This is a genomic window from Burkholderia sp. Ac-20345 (assembly GCF_017104825.1).
Taxonomy (GTDB): domain Bacteria; phylum Pseudomonadota; class Gammaproteobacteria; order Burkholderiales; family Burkholderiaceae; genus Burkholderia; species Burkholderia lata_B.
Genome location: NZ_JAAGPO010000018.1, coordinates 40,906 through 54,094, shown reverse-complemented (window position 1 = coordinate 54,094; position 13,189 = coordinate 40,906). Strand labels below are relative to the sequence as shown.

General features: G+C 67.9%; 12 protein-coding genes. 3 read left to right on the top strand and 9 right to left on the bottom strand.

Annotated features, from left to right (window positions below; genetic code table 11):
• Positions 1-18: 18 nt before the first annotated feature.
• From G3O06_RS09890 to G3O06_RS09870, 5 genes are all read right to left on the bottom strand, one after another.
• A complete protein-coding gene (locus G3O06_RS09890) occupies positions 19-693 on the bottom strand; it encodes a lytic transglycosylase domain-containing protein (RefSeq protein ID WP_174917023.1) in 675 nt (224 codons plus the stop codon).
• A gap of 234 nt (positions 694-927) precedes the next feature.
• Positions 928-1,695, bottom strand: a complete 768-nt coding sequence (locus G3O06_RS09885) for an ABC transporter permease (protein WP_174969814.1) — start codon at positions 1,693-1,695, stop codon at positions 928-930.
• Entirely contained in the window at positions 1,692-2,630 is a 939-nt protein-coding gene (locus G3O06_RS09880; protein ID WP_205815884.1) for an ABC transporter ATP-binding protein, read from the bottom strand. The genes G3O06_RS09885 and G3O06_RS09880 overlap by 4 nt, the downstream gene beginning before the upstream one ends.
• Complete coding sequence (locus tag G3O06_RS09875) at positions 2,627-3,805, bottom strand: ABC transporter permease (RefSeq protein WP_174969813.1); 1,179 nt, start codon at positions 3,803-3,805, stop codon at positions 2,627-2,629. The genes G3O06_RS09880 and G3O06_RS09875 overlap by 4 nt, the downstream gene beginning before the upstream one ends.
• The gene (locus G3O06_RS09870) at positions 3,802-4,725 is read right to left on the bottom strand and encodes an ABC transporter substrate-binding protein (protein WP_174969812.1); all 924 of its coding nucleotides are present in this window, start codon (positions 4,723-4,725) and stop codon (positions 3,802-3,804) included. Before G3O06_RS09870 ends, G3O06_RS09875 begins: the two co-directional genes overlap by 4 nt.
• Before the next feature lie 167 nt (positions 4,726-4,892).
• On the opposite strand from G3O06_RS09870, the gene G3O06_RS09865 reads away from it, so the two are divergent.
• On the top strand, positions 4,893-5,822 hold the full coding sequence (locus G3O06_RS09865) for a 2-hydroxyacid dehydrogenase (RefSeq protein ID WP_205815883.1): 930 nt from the start codon (positions 4,893-4,895) through the stop codon (positions 5,820-5,822).
• 96 nt (positions 5,823-5,918) lie between these two features.
• Here G3O06_RS09865 and G3O06_RS09860 read toward each other — a convergent pair whose 3' ends face one another.
• The 3 genes from G3O06_RS09860 to G3O06_RS09850 form a co-directional block, all read right to left on the bottom strand.
• Positions 5,919-6,926 carry a zinc-binding dehydrogenase gene (locus G3O06_RS09860; protein WP_205815882.1) on the bottom strand — a complete coding sequence of 336 codons (1,008 nt, stop codon included), beginning with the start codon at positions 6,924-6,926 and terminating at the stop codon, positions 5,919-5,921.
• Between the two features lie 76 nt (positions 6,927-7,002).
• The gene (locus G3O06_RS09855; RefSeq protein ID WP_205815881.1) at positions 7,003-7,443 is read right to left on the bottom strand and encodes a DoxX family protein; all 441 of its coding nucleotides are present in this window, start codon (positions 7,441-7,443) and stop codon (positions 7,003-7,005) included.
• A gap of 73 nt (positions 7,444-7,516) precedes the next feature.
• A complete protein-coding gene (locus G3O06_RS09850; RefSeq protein ID WP_205815880.1) occupies positions 7,517-8,638 on the bottom strand; it encodes an alkene reductase in 1,122 nt (373 codons plus the stop codon).
• Positions 8,639-8,780: 142 nt separating this feature from the next.
• Between G3O06_RS09850 and G3O06_RS09845 the strand changes: the two genes are divergently transcribed.
• On the top strand, positions 8,781-9,689 hold the full coding sequence (locus G3O06_RS09845; RefSeq protein WP_174981287.1) for a LysR family transcriptional regulator: 909 nt from the start codon (positions 8,781-8,783) through the stop codon (positions 9,687-9,689).
• 136 nt (positions 9,690-9,825) lie between these two features.
• On the opposite strand, the gene G3O06_RS09840 is transcribed toward G3O06_RS09845, so the two are convergent.
• Positions 9,826-11,775: a Xaa-Pro dipeptidyl-peptidase gene (locus G3O06_RS09840; RefSeq protein WP_205815879.1), complete on the bottom strand. Its 1,950-nt coding sequence runs from the start codon at positions 11,773-11,775 to the stop codon at positions 9,826-9,828.
• Positions 11,776-12,368: 593 nt separating this feature from the next.
• On the opposite strand from G3O06_RS09840, the gene G3O06_RS09835 reads away from it, so the two are divergent.
• On the top strand, positions 12,369-13,181 hold the full coding sequence (locus G3O06_RS09835; protein WP_205815878.1) for a hypothetical protein: 813 nt from the start codon (positions 12,369-12,371) through the stop codon (positions 13,179-13,181).
• Positions 13,182-13,189: the final 8 nt, after the last annotated feature.

Below are 13,189 nucleotides of genomic sequence, written 5' to 3'. Positions count from 1 at the left end.
CGTCGGAGGAAACGGGGACTAGTTGCTGCGGGCCGACGTCGGGCTCGTCTTTTCGCTGACCGGCACCATGCGGCCCTTCGCATCGCTCGCGGGATTCGCGGCTTTCGCGTCGTCGTCAGGTTCGAGCACGAAGCGGAACGAATCGACGCGCTGCATCACCTTCGCCGCATACGCGTTCGAACCGCCGCTGTAGCTCCTCAGTCCGGCCCGCACGTCGCCACCGGCCGCCCGCACGTAGCCCGACAGAATTGCGGAGCCGACTTCGACGTTCGCGTTGGGTTCGGTCAGGTCCTTCACGTTGCGCAGCAGGCCGCGGTGCGCGGTCGGCACGACCTGCATCAGCCCGGTCGCGCCATGCTGGCCGCGCGCCTTTTCCTGGAAGCGCGATTCGATCGAAATAATGGCGTAAACGAGGGCGGGAGGCAGCGAATATTTCGTCGCAGTAACGCTCACGATATCGGCGAGCCTTGCGGCCCGCTCCTTCGCGACACCGAACTTCTTTGTCAGGTAGGACGTGATGCGGCGGTTTGCTTCGTTCGGCTGATCGTTGGCGTCGGCGAGCGGCGCGGATGCGACGGACGGCGCCGATGCGGCTGCTTCGGGCGCGGACGCAGGCAGTGCGGGCGCTTGCTGCGCCGATGCCTGTTGCGCGATGCCGAGCGAAAGCACGATCAGCCAGAGAAACCGTCGCATGGTGGGGTGCGGGGAATTGGAAGGCGCCTAGTATATCGGCCAATTGCCGCAGGTGGTCGAACGCCGGCTCGAATGAAAGCGGCATGTAGGCTTGTGTCGACCCGCGTCGGGCGGCGAGCCGATCGTTGCGCGGACACGCATCGGAGTCCGGATGAACGTCGCCGGCGCTGCGTTTCGGTCGTTTTTACATGCGTCCGCGTGCGACAGGATATGGCCCTACGGGCACTGCGCGCATTACGCGCGCCGTGCGGCCGCCACGCGTGCAATCGCACCTATCGCGTCGCTGACGAGCACCGCGAGCAGCCCGACGATCACGCCGCCCTGCAGCACGAACGCGGTGTTCGATGTCTGCAGCCCCGCGATGATCACGTCGCCGAGCCCGCGCGCGGCGACCGTCGAGCCGATCGTCGCGGTACCGAGGTTGATCACCACCGCGAGCCGGACGCCGTTGACGATCACCGGAAACGCGAGCGGCAGCTCGACCGACACGAGTTGCTGCCAGCCGCTCATTCCCATTCCGCGCGCGGCATCGACGACGTCGCGCGGCACGTCCTCGAGCCCCGCGATCGTGCTTTCGAACACGGGAAGGAGGCCATACAGCACGAGCGCGATCAGCACGGGTTTCAATCCGAAGCCGACTGCCGGCACCGCGAGCGCGAGCACCGCGACGGGCGGGAAGGTCTGGCCGATGTCGACGACGCTGCGCGCGACCGGCAGGAAATCCGCACCCCACGGCCGCGTGACCGCGATGCCGGCCGCGACCGCGACGATCGTGCCGATCACGCTCGACAACGCGACCGTCCCGAGATGCGCGAGCGTGAGGTCGAGCAGGCTCGCGCGATCGTAGATGACCGGTGCGCCGTTGTCCGCGAACGGCGCGAACAATCCTTGCAGCCATGCGGGGCGCAGCAGCAGCACGAGCAGCAGTGCAAGCGCGGCCGCGCGTGCGACGGTCGCGGGAAGTGCCGACGGCCTGGGCCGCACGTTGCCGCGCGACGTCATGCCGGCTTCCTTGCGTGCGCACGGATCGCATCGAGCGTGATGCGGCGCGTGTTGCGGCCGTCGCCATCTTCCACCGGCAGCACGTCGACACCGCGCCACAGCAACTCCGACACCGCATCGCGCAGCGTGCGGGTTGCGGCGATCGGTTCGCCGTCGGCATGACCGGATTCGGCCACGGCGCCGATCGGCGTCAGCGCGAGCAGGCGCAGCGGCCGGTCGACACCCGCGACGAGTTGCTCGACGACGCCGGCCGCCGGCTTGCCGAGAATCTCGGCCGGCGATGCGACCTGCAGCAGCCGGCCGCCGTCCATTACCGCGATCGTGTCGCCGAGCTTCAACGCTTCCTCGATATCGTGCGTGACGATCACGACCGTGATGCCGAGGCGGCGCTGCAGCGCGAACAGGTCGTCCTGCGCCTTGCCGCGGATGATCGGATCGAGCGCGCCGAACGGCTCGTCCATCAGCAGCATCGCGGGCTCGGCTGCGAGCGCGCGTGCGACGCCGACGCGCTGCTGCTGGCCGCCCGACAGTTCGTGCGGCAGCTTGTCCGCGAACTCGGCCGGCGCGAGATGGAACAGGTCGAGCAATTCGTTCACGCGCGCGTCGATGCGATCGGCCGACCAGCCGAGCAGGCGCGGCACGGTCGCGATGTTGCGCGCGACGCTCCAGTGCGGAAACAGCCCGTGCCCCTGGATCGCGTAGCCGATGCCCCGCCGCAGCTGTTCGGGCGCGACGGTGGCCGTATCGACGCCGTCGATGCGGATCGTGCCGCTGGTGGGCGCGATCAAGCGGTTGATCATGCGCAACAGCGTCGACTTGCCGCTGCCCGATGCGCCGACGAGCGCGGTGATCGTGCCGCGCTTCATCGTCAGCGATACGTCGTCGACGGCGACGATATCGCCGAAGCGTTTGCCCGCACGTTCGATCTCGATCATCCTGCACGCCCCTTCGCGAGCGTGGTCGCGGCTTCGAATATGACGGCCGCCACCAGCGCGAGCGCGATCGTCGGGATCGCGCCGAGCAGCACGAGATCGGCGGCCGATTGCCCGATCCCCTGGAAGATGAAGGTGCCGAAGCCGCCGCCGCCGATCAGCGCGGCGACCGCGGTCAGCCCGATGTTCTGCACGAGCACGATGCGCACGCCGCTCAGGATCACCGGCAGCGCGAGCACGAGATCGACGCGCAGCAGCCGCTGCGCGCGCGTCATGCCCATCGCGCGCGCCGCTTCGGTCACGTGCGGCGGCACCTGGCCGAGCCCGACCACGACGCTCGACGCGATCGGCAGCAACGAATACAGGAACAGCGCGAGCACGGCCGGTGCGACGCCGATGCCGCGGATGCCGAGCGCGGCCGCGAGCGGCACGTGCGCGGCGAGCAGGCCGAGCGGCGCCATCATCAGCCCGTACATCGCGATACTGGGGATGGTCTGCACGACATTGAGCACGGGCATCGCGACGGTACGCACCGCCGCGATGCGCGCGCATGCGATGCCGAGCGGCACGCCCGCGACGAGCGCGGCAGCCACCGAGCCGCCGGCGAGCGACACGTGCCGGATCGCCTCGCGCCAGAAATCGTCGCTGCGCACCGCGTATTCGCGCATCACGGAGAGGCCGTCCCACCAGCCGCTCGCGAGCGGCACCGAAATCGCTGCTATCGCGACGACGAGCGCGGCGAGACGCCGCCACGGGCCGAACGAGAGACGGGCGAGCGCATCCGCGACAAGCACGGCCCACGCGAACAGCAGCAGCCAGACACCGGAGGAAGGCGACACGCGGGCGAGCATGTCGTCAGGTGCGACGACATGCGTAGCGGCCGCGCCGACCGCGTACGCGAGCGTGGCGAGCCACGCGCAGCCGGCCACGACGCGCCACGCGGGACGGCTTGCCGTCATCGCCCACAGCGCGCCGACGATCCACAGCGCGGCGAGCACGGCGCCCTGCAGGGCCGGCAGCGCGGCGAACACCGACAGGTCGGTGCCGGCCGCGATACGGTTCGGCCGCAGCACCGCGAACGGCAGGCCGAGCACGGCGACGATCGTCAGGACGCCGATCAGGATGCCGACCTTGTCCGCCGAGATGCGCCGCGCGGACGCTGCCGCGCGACCCGTCATTTAACGAAGCCCTTCGATTTCAGGTAGCTTTTCGCGACGCCGGCGGCCGGCTCGCCGTTGATCTGGATGCGCGCGTTCAGCGTCTGCAGCGTCTTCAGGTCGAGGCTCGCGAACACCGGCTTCAGGTAGTCGGCGATCTGCGGATGCGCTTTCAGCACGGCTTCGCGGATCACCGGCGCGGGTGCGTAGACGGGCTGCACGTGCTTGTCGTCGTCGAGCACCGCGAGGCCGCTCGACGAGATTCCGCCGTCGGTGCCGTAGACCATCGCGGCATTCACGCCGTCGGTCTGGTTCGCGGCGGCCTTGATGGTCGCGGCCGTGTCGCCGCCGGACAGCACGACGAGCTGGTCGGGCTTCAGCTTGAAGCCGTACGCCTTCTCGAACGACGGCAGCGCCGACGCGCTGTTCACGAATTCGGCCGACGCCGCGAGCTTCACCTTGCCGCCGCCCGTGACCCACTTGCCGAAATCGGAGAAGGTCTTCAGGTGCTGCGACTGCGCGACGGGCGCGAGCACGGCGACGCCCCACGTGTTGTTCGCGGGGGCCGGGGTGAGCCATACGAGATGGTTCGCCGCGTAGTCGAGTTGCTTCGCGGTGTCGTAGCCCTGGCTCGCGTTCTTCCACAGCGGATCGTCCGCCTTGTTGAAGAAGAATGCGGCATTGCCGGTGTATTCGGGGTAGATGTCGATCTCGCCGCTCGTGAGCGCCTTGCGCACGATCGGCGTGGTGCCGAGCGCGATCTTTTCGGTGACGGCGATGCCGTGCGCCTTCAGCACCTGTGCGATCAGGTTGCCGAGCAGGTTGCCTTCGGTGTCGATCTTCGACGACACCACGACGGGCGTGTCGGCGTGCGCGCCGGGCGCGACGAGGGTAGCGGCGAGCGCGAGGCCCAGGATCCGGGCGGGCAGGGAAAGCTTCATACGGGCCATTCTCCAGGGCGGGGACGTAGGCCGAAAGTTACTTGACTGAGCCGGCTTTGGCAAACCGCGTGCGGCGGCGTGCCCACAGCCCGTGTGGGGATAACCCGCATCCGTCGCGCGGGCTTGCTACACTGAAATTCGTTCCCGCCTTGCCGACACTTCCTGACATGAAGCCTGAGCTGCTGGTTCTGATCGCATTGCGCGGCGACGCGCATCGCGAGATCGCCGCGTCGTTCGACGTGCGCCTTGCCCCGACATCCGAAGAACGCGAACGCGCGATCGCCGAACACGGCGGCACGATACGCGCGGTGCTGACCAACGGCAGCACGGGGCTCACCGCCGCCGAGATCGATCGACTTCCGCAACTCACGTTCGTCAGCGCGCTCGGCGCCGGTTACGAGCACATCGACGTCGCGCATGCCAAGGCGCGCGGCATTACCGTGGTCACGGGCGCCGGCACCAACGACGATTGCGTCGCCGATCACGCGTTCGCGCTGCTGCTCGCGGCGGTGCGCAACGTCGTGCAGCTCGATGCGAAAGCCCGCGCGGGCGTGTGGCGCGACGGACTGGTGATGCCGCCGAACGTATCGGGCAAGAAGCTCGGCATCGTCGGGCTCGGCAAGATCGGCGAGAAGTGCGCGCGCCGCGCGGCCGGCTTCGACATCGAGATCGGGTATCACAACCGGTCGGAGAAGAACGTTCCTTACCGCTATTTCGACCGCGTCGACTCACTCGCGCAGTGGGCCGATTTCCTGATCGTCGCGACGCCGGGCGGCGCGCTCACGCGGCATCTCATCGATCGCGCGGTGCTCGATGCACTCGGCCCCGGCGGTTTCGTCGTCAACGTATCGCGCGGCAGTGTTGTCGATACCGCTGCTTTGGCGGATGCGTTGCGCGAAGGGCGCATCGCGGGCGCGGGGCTCGACGTGTACGAAGGCGAACCCGAGCCGCCGCGCGCGCTGACGGATCTCGACAGCGTCGTGCTGACGCCGCACATGGGCGGCTGGTCGCCCGAGGCGCTCGATCGCTCGGTGCAGCAGTTCATCGACAATGCCGAGCGGCACTTTTCAGGGCAGCCGGTGTTGACGCCGGTGTGAGCGGCGCCCGGACGGTGATTCGCCGCCAACCGCTTCGTCCGTGATCGATGTCCGCGTGAGCGGCGTTCCGCGACTGTCGAGGGCGGATGCGACGCGCTATCGATCCATGCGCAGCACGAGCTTGCCGGTCGTCCCGCCCGATTCGAGTGCCGCGTGCGCGTCGACGATCGCGTCGAACGCATAGCTGCCCCCGATCAGCGGCTTCAGCGCACCGGTGGCCAGCAGACCGAACAGCTCGCCGAGCGTCTGCCGCACGACGTGATCGGCGAGGAACGCATGCAAAGCGAAACCGGACAGCGAGCGGCAGCCGAAGATGAGCGCGTTCATCAGGCTTTCATCGACCGTCAGCAAGTGGCCGCTTGCCGCGCCATAGCTGACGAAACGACCGTGCGGCGCAAGGCTGGACACGAGCGTGCGGGCCACGGTGCCACCGATCGAATCGAAGACGACGTCGGGGCCCGTGCCGCCGGTTGCGGCGCCCAGTCGATCGACCCACGCGTCGTCGCGATAGCTGACGGCCTGATCGGCACCGAGTGCCCGCACCGTCGATAGCTTCTCCGTGGAACCGGCCAGGCCGACGATCGTCCTTGCGCCGTCGAGTCTCGCCAGCTGGATGAGCATCGAACCGACGCCCCCGGCTGCCGCGGTGATGGCGACGGATCTTGCAGCCACCGGCGTCTCGCGCAGCAGCACGCGGGCGACCAGCCCCTGCAGCATGACCGCGACGGCGTCGTCGTCCGAAACCGTGTCGGGAATTGCGACGATCAGCGTGGCGCGTACCGTCACATATTCGGCATAGCCGCCGGTTCCGCTCGTTGCGCCGAACAGCGCTGCAGCCACGCGTTCGCCGACCCGGAAGTCCCGTACGTTCGCGCCCACGGCTTCGACGGTGCCGACCGTTTCCGATCCCAGTATCGCGGGCAAAGCCGGCGCCGGGCCCGGATAGATACCGGCGCGTTGCAGCGTTTCCGCGAAATTCAGTCCGACGCGCGTCACGCGCACGAGGACTTCGTCGGAAGCCGGTGTCGGGCGCTCGATCACGACCGGACGGAGTACGGACGGATCGCCGAAACGATCGATCTGGATGGCATTCATGGTATTCACGGGAAAGTCTCGCTGGATGCGGGGGCGTTGCCCCCGGGATGTGTGAGGTGTCGGGCAGGACGCGGGGTCGGCCGGATCAGTCCGGCAGGGACGATCGATCGCCGCGATCGAACGAGGCGCGGCCCGCGCCATTCAGCACGAGCGCGAGCAGGCCGCCCGTCATCGACAGGTTCATCATGAAGAAGGTCTGCTGCGTCTGATCGCCGCCGCTATGGAAGATCACCGCGGCGATGACCGAAAAGATCGCGAGCCCGAGCGCGGCGATACGCGTCATGAAGCCGGCGATCAACGCGAGGCCGCCGGCGACCTCGACGAAGATCACGAGCGGCAGCAGGGCACTCGGTACACCCATGTGCGCCATGTATTGCCCGGTGCCTGCGTAGTTGAAGATCTTGCTGATGCCCGCGCCGACGTAGACGCCGGCGATGAGGATGCGCACCAGGACGGACAGTACGGCGTTGACGGCGGGCGTTTGCGCAGCGGTTCGGTACAGTGCGCGGTTGATCGATCGAATCATGGTGACTCCTTGTGCGAGGGGGCGGATCGGCGATCCGGCCGCCGTGTTCAGTGGTTCAGGTTCAGGGGTGCGCTCATGCGCTGAACGGCGGGTAGTCGGTATAGCCGGCTTCGCCGCCGCCGTAGGCCATGGACATGTCCGCATGCGCGAGCGGCCGGTCGTGCCGGAGGCGTTCAGCGAAATCAGGGTTCGCGATGAACGGGTAGCCGAACGACACGAGATCTGCGTGGCCGTCGGAAAGCGCCGCTTCCGCGCGTGTTTTCGTGTAGCCGTTGTTCGCGATGTAGTGCCCGCCGAACGCGTGCCGCAGCGCGTCGTAGTCGAATGCGGGCACCGCGTCCGGCGCGGCCTGAGGGATGCCTTCGACGACATGGAGATAGACTGCAAGGTCGCTCAGCCGGCCGGCGAATCGCTCGAACAGCGCTTGCGGATCGCTATCCGCAATTCCGCCGAAATGCGGCGTGACCGGGGAGATACGGATACCTAATCGATCAGGGCCTGAAACGAGGCTGACTGCACGCGCGACCTCGAGTGGCAGCCGGAGCCGGTTGTCGATCGTGCCGCCGTAGTCGTCGGTCCGCCGGTTCGTGCCGTCACGCAGGAACTGGTCAAGCAGATAGCCGTTGCCGGCGTGAATCTCCACGCCGTCGAACCCGGCCTGCAATGCGGCACGAGCCGCCAGCGCGTATTGGTCGACGATGGCAGGCAATTCCGCGGTGTCGAGCGCGCGCGGTACCGGGTACGGCTGCGGACCGGTTGGCGTATAGGCATCGCCGTCGGGCCGGATCGGTGACGGCGCGACCGGTCGTGCGCCGTCCGGCTGCAGGTCCGGGTGACCGATGCGGCCGACATGGGCGAGTTGCACGAAAATGCGGCCGCCTTCACGGTGCACCGCGTCGGTCACCTGTTTCCAGCCCGCGATCTGCGCGTCGCTGTAGATGCCCGGCGTGAACGGATAGCCTTTGCCCTGTGGCGAGATCTGCGTCCCCTCGGTGACGATCAGGCCGGCCGAGGCCCGTTGTGCGTAGTAGGCCGCGTTCATCGGGCCGGGTGCGTCGCCGGCACCGGCACGGCTGCGCGTCATCGGCGCCATCACGATGCGATTCCTGAGCGTGATGCGTCCGAGTTCGACCGGATCGAACAGTGTCGGACGCGCAGGCGCCCGGGGCGGTGAGAGAAAGCTGTCGGTAGTCATGGTTCCATGTTCCTGTGACGTTGGCGGGGAACGGTCGACGCGGTGGTCCGCGATCGACATGGCGTGACAGGAATGTATGGGATCGTTTCAATCCAAACAATTGGCTAAAATGAATCATTAAAATCAACTTTCTGGATAGATCGTGGATCGCAGCCCCAATCTGGATCAGCTTCGTGCGTTCGTCGCCGTCGTCGAGGCAGGCAGCTTTTCAGGGGCGGCGCGACGGCTCGGCAGGGCGCAATCAGTGGTGAGTTATGCGATCGCCAGCCTTGAAGCACAGCTGGGCATGCCGTTGTTCGAGCGTGGCAGGCGCCGTCCGCAACTGACGGCGGCAGGCGAAGTCGTGCTCGCCGATGCGCGTCGGGTCGACATGCTGATGGGGCAGTTGCAGGCGAAGACCGCCGGTTTGCGGGGTGGCGTGGAAGCCGAGCTGTCGCTGGCCGTCGACGTGATGTTTCCGTTGCCGAAGCTGGTCGAAGGCATGCAGGCGTTTGCCGACGCGTTCCCGACCGTCGCGCTCAACCTGACGATCGAAGCGCTCGGCGGGGTCATGAAGCTGGTGCTCGACGGGGGCTGTGCGCTCGGCATCAGTGGCCCGATTCCGAACTGGCCGGATGCGATCGACGCGACATCGATGGGGGCGATCGAGTTGCTGAGCGTTGCGGCGCCCATGCATCCACTCGCGCTGCGCGACGCGCCCATTCCGCTCTCGGAGGCGCGCGAGCATACGCAGATCGTGCTCACCGACCGCAGCAAGGTCACCGACGGACAATCGTTCGGAATTTATGCGACCCGCACCTGGAAGGTGGCCGACCTCGGCGCGAAACATCGATTGCTGCTCGCCGGGCTTGGCTGGGGATCGATGCCCATGCATCTGATCGAGGACGATCTGCAGTCGGGCCGTCTCGTGCCGGTGCAACTGGCCGACCGGCGTACGTTTCGCTACGGACTATCGCTGATCCGGCGTGCCGATCGGGCGAGCGGTCCGGCCGCACAGTGGCTGATCGATTATTTGAGTCGCCAGGGCGATCCGAACGGCCAGCGGGCCTGACCCATGCCCGGCGGCGGCCGGCCGGGCAGGCCGCCCGGCCAGCCTTGCAATCCGCAACGATTGAAGGCCGGCCGGACGTTCGGCCGTGTCAGCGACGCCGGCTGGCTGGCGTGCGTTCTGCGCGGCGCATGCCCGCTCAGGACGAAGCGAGCGGCACCGTCACCGACGTGCCGGCCGGATCGAGCGTCAGGCCCGTGCCCGGCGTCGGCCGCAGCGTGGCTTCGTTGTCGCTGGACAGCACGACGAGCCCGAGCCGGTGGCCGGCTTCCAGCTTGTAGTCACGCGGCATGAACGTCAGCTTCAGGTCATACGGCATCCCGGGCAGCACGGGCTCCGAGCGCCACTCGGACCACCGGTTGCGCGGGTCGGTCCACGCACGCGTGACGATCGTGGCCGTACCGTCCGGTGCGCGGTCGACCAGTAGCGCGGTTACGTTGGCCACTCCCGTGAAGGTCAGCCTGACGCGTGCGGTCGCGGCGCCGGACAGGCGTGTCGCGGCGGTGAGCGGCGCGGTCTCGAATCGGCTGCGATTCTCGCCCGTCGGTGCGTTCGCCAGCGTGAGCGCGGGAATGCGCGCATCGTCGGTGAAGCGCGTGAGCGGGCCGCCGCTCGGCAGCCGCAGCAGCGTGCCGGTGCCCGCGCCGTCGCCGCCCGCGAAATACGTGACCGGCGTGGCGTGGCGTGCGGCCCAGTCCGCTTCCTTCAGCAGCGTGCCGTCCGCTTGCTCGATCACCGCGCGCGGATCGCGTTCGACGCCGTTGTCGAAACCGATCAGGTAGCGCGTGAACCAGCGGTTCACTTCCGCGGTCCACGCATCGGCCATCGCCGGTACGCGGGTCGGGTCGGTGTGCTTCAGGCGATGCAGCCACAGCTGCGTCGGCACGCCCTGGCGCCGCATCGCGAGATGCCACGCCGTCGACTGGTCGACGCGCACGTTGTCGTCGGTCAGCCCCTGCGCGACGAGCGCCGGCGCGACCGCGAACGCGCTCGGGATGTCGCGCGCGGCCCAGAACGGCGAATAGTCGCCGGTCTTGCGGTCTTCCTGCTGCGCCGCTTCGTCGATCAGGTGCGTGCAGCGCTCCGGATGCGCGTTCGTCAGCAGCGCCTTGATGTACACGTCGACGTCTTCGCCCTGATAGCCTTCCGGCGCGCGCACGAGCCCGCCCGAGCGGTAGTAGCCGTACATGTTCGTCAGCCCGGCCACCGGCACGATCGCGTCGAGCCCGCGCGTGCGCAGGCTCGCGACCATCTTGGGCAGCGTGCCGTCGTACGACACGCCGTACATGCCGACGTGGCCCGTCGACCAGTTCGCGACGACCGTCTTGCCGTTCGCGTCCTTCGCGGTCGCGTCGCGGCCGAGCCAGCGGATCACCGATGCCATTGCGACCGATTCGTCGCGCGTGAGGATCGTCGGGCAGCCGTCCGAGCCGGCGGTGCCGAGCGAATCCGCGTAGACGATCGTGAAGCCGCGCGGAATGAAGTAGCCCTCGATCCACGAGCGCCCGGCGGCGGCCGCTTCGACCTGCTGCTGCAGCCGCACCTGCGGCGCGGCGGCCATGATGCGCGCGGAGGCGCCGGTCGCTGCCGCGGTGGCGGCCGGATGCGCCGTGCCGTCGAGTTCGACGTCGACGTTGTGGTTGGGGCTGTCGGCGAGGCCCGCGTAGTACGGGCTCGCGAGCACGATCACGGGCGTGCGCGCGCCGTTCGCGGTTTCGGTCGGGCGCACGATGCGCACGTGAATGCGGTCGCGCGTGCCGTCGCCGTCGGAATCGACCGGCGTGTCGACCCACGCGTTCTCCTCGATCGTGCCGCCCGACAGCGACGGCTGCACCTGGCCGTTTGTAATCACGGGGCGGTAGCGGCCGCCGCTGGCCGGATTGGCGTACGGCACGCCGGACGGCGAAATGCGGGATGCGAGCGACTGCTTGTCGGCCGCCGAGGCGGCGGCCCCCTCCTGTTGGCCCTGCGCGAGCGCGGAGACGCCCGCCACGCTGCCGCCGTCGTCGCCGCCGCATGCGGCGAGCGTTGCGGCTGCAACGAGCGCGGGAAGCCACGCACGACGCAATCCGGTTCGATGAATGTCCATTGTCGACCTCTTGTTGTGATTGTCTGGAACCGGACGGCCCGCGATATGCCCCCTGCGGCCCGGCCGGGTGCTGCATCGGATGAAACGGAACTGCACCTTCGAAAGCGCCGGGCGCGATGCCCGGGTGTCACGGCCGGCGTCGACGCGCGTCACGCATCGCGCAACCCGGCGGGTGTCGGGGCGACTTCATCGCCCCGACCGGAAAGCGTCAGCGCGGCGGCCGGTTCGGGCCGCGCGGGCGGTGCGAGGCACGCGGTACGACATGAACGCAGGAGTGCGAATCAAATGCGGGCATGCCCGATCTTCCTTCAGGTTTCAGATGAAACGGAACGGCACGATGCGATGAGGCGGGGAGTTGCGAACGGCGGTGCTGCAACGGCAGGAAAGCGCGACGTGAGTCGGCGGGGCTGGCCGGATTGCTTTCCGGAAGCTTGCGCAAAACTTATCTCAGTGAAATCTCGGTGTCAAACTTTTTTAGTTTTAGTCAAACAAAGTTTCTTTTTCCGTCCCGCGATCGACGTGCGATCGGTCTAAATTTCCGGGCAATCTGTCCGTAAACGGTAAAAAAAACAGATTGAAAGGAGAGAGAGGGCATGACGATTTCAGTTACCGCGGCGAGCGGCCTTTCGCTCGTGCAGATGGCGCAGGAAGCCGCGCTCGACGGGCGTCAACAGACGGATGCGGCGTCCGGGAAACCGCAGGACACGCCGATCACCGTCCGGGCGCTGGACCAGGACGCGATGCAGGCGGCGCGCATGAAGCAGATGTCGATGCTGGGCGACCTGTCGACGAAGCTGCGCGGCGTCACCAGCCAGCTCGCGACGAGCATGCACGAGATCATTGCGAAGCGCCCGGATCTGGCCGACGCGCAGTTCGACTTCAAGACCGACGACGGCCGGATCACGGTCGTGTCGAAGACGATGACGGAAGCCGATCGCGCGTGGGTGGAGTCGACGCTGAACGCGAACGCGGGCCTCGTGCTCGCGACGCGCGAGTTTCACCAGCAGGCCGTTGACTTCGCCGGGCAGGGCGCGGCCGCCGTGGGCGAGACGTTCACGGATGATGATCGCAAGGTGGCCAGCCAGCGCGCCGACGCGGACTTCCTCTTTATGAAGGAAATCAATACGTCCGTCGCGCGCAACCAGAAGTTTGAAGAGGTCGGCGGGCATTTCACCGCGCAGGACGGCACGCCGCTGAAGTTCGAGCAGTCGGCCGGCAGCGCGCGCGGCACGCTCGCGCTGCTGGATACCGACCGTCAGCTGTCGTCGGGCGCGGCGATCTTTGTCGACAACTTGGGGCAGAAGACCTACGGCAGGCGCGCGGGCCTGATCGACGTCGGCTTCGGGGCCGCGTTCGAGGACATCCTGAACGGGCGCAACAGCATCGGCTTCCACGAGATCGCATGACGATGCGC

What these genes read in the sequence shown, in the direction of transcription:
- G3O06_RS09890 (WP_174917023.1), bottom strand. Translation starts at nt 693, where the DNA reads ATGCGACGGTTTCTCTGGCTGATCGTGCTTTCGCTCGGCATCGCGCAA.
- G3O06_RS09885 (WP_174969814.1), bottom strand. Translation starts at nt 1,695, where the DNA reads ATGACGTCGCGCGGCAACGTGCGGCCCAGGCCGTCGGCACTTCCCGCG.
- G3O06_RS09880 (WP_205815884.1), bottom strand. Translation starts at nt 2,630, where the DNA reads ATGATCGAGATCGAACGTGCGGGCAAACGCTTCGGCGATATCGTCGCC.
- G3O06_RS09875 (WP_174969813.1), bottom strand. Translation starts at nt 3,805, where the DNA reads ATGACGGGTCGCGCGGCAGCGTCCGCGCGGCGCATCTCGGCGGACAAG.
- G3O06_RS09870 (WP_174969812.1), bottom strand. Translation starts at nt 4,725, where the DNA reads ATGAAGCTTTCCCTGCCCGCCCGGATCCTGGGCCTCGCGCTCGCCGCT.
- G3O06_RS09865 (WP_205815883.1), top strand. Translation starts at nt 4,893, where the DNA reads ATGAAGCCTGAGCTGCTGGTTCTGATCGCATTGCGCGGCGACGCGCAT.
- G3O06_RS09855 (WP_205815881.1), bottom strand. Translation starts at nt 7,443, where the DNA reads ATGATTCGATCGATCAACCGCGCACTGTACCGAACCGCTGCGCAAACG.
- G3O06_RS09850 (WP_205815880.1), bottom strand. Translation starts at nt 8,638, where the DNA reads ATGACTACCGACAGCTTTCTCTCACCGCCCCGGGCGCCTGCGCGTCCG.
- G3O06_RS09840 (WP_205815879.1), bottom strand. Translation starts at nt 11,775, where the DNA reads ATGGACATTCATCGAACCGGATTGCGTCGTGCGTGGCTTCCCGCGCTC.
- G3O06_RS09835 (WP_205815878.1), top strand. Translation starts at nt 12,369, where the DNA reads ATGACGATTTCAGTTACCGCGGCGAGCGGCCTTTCGCTCGTGCAGATG.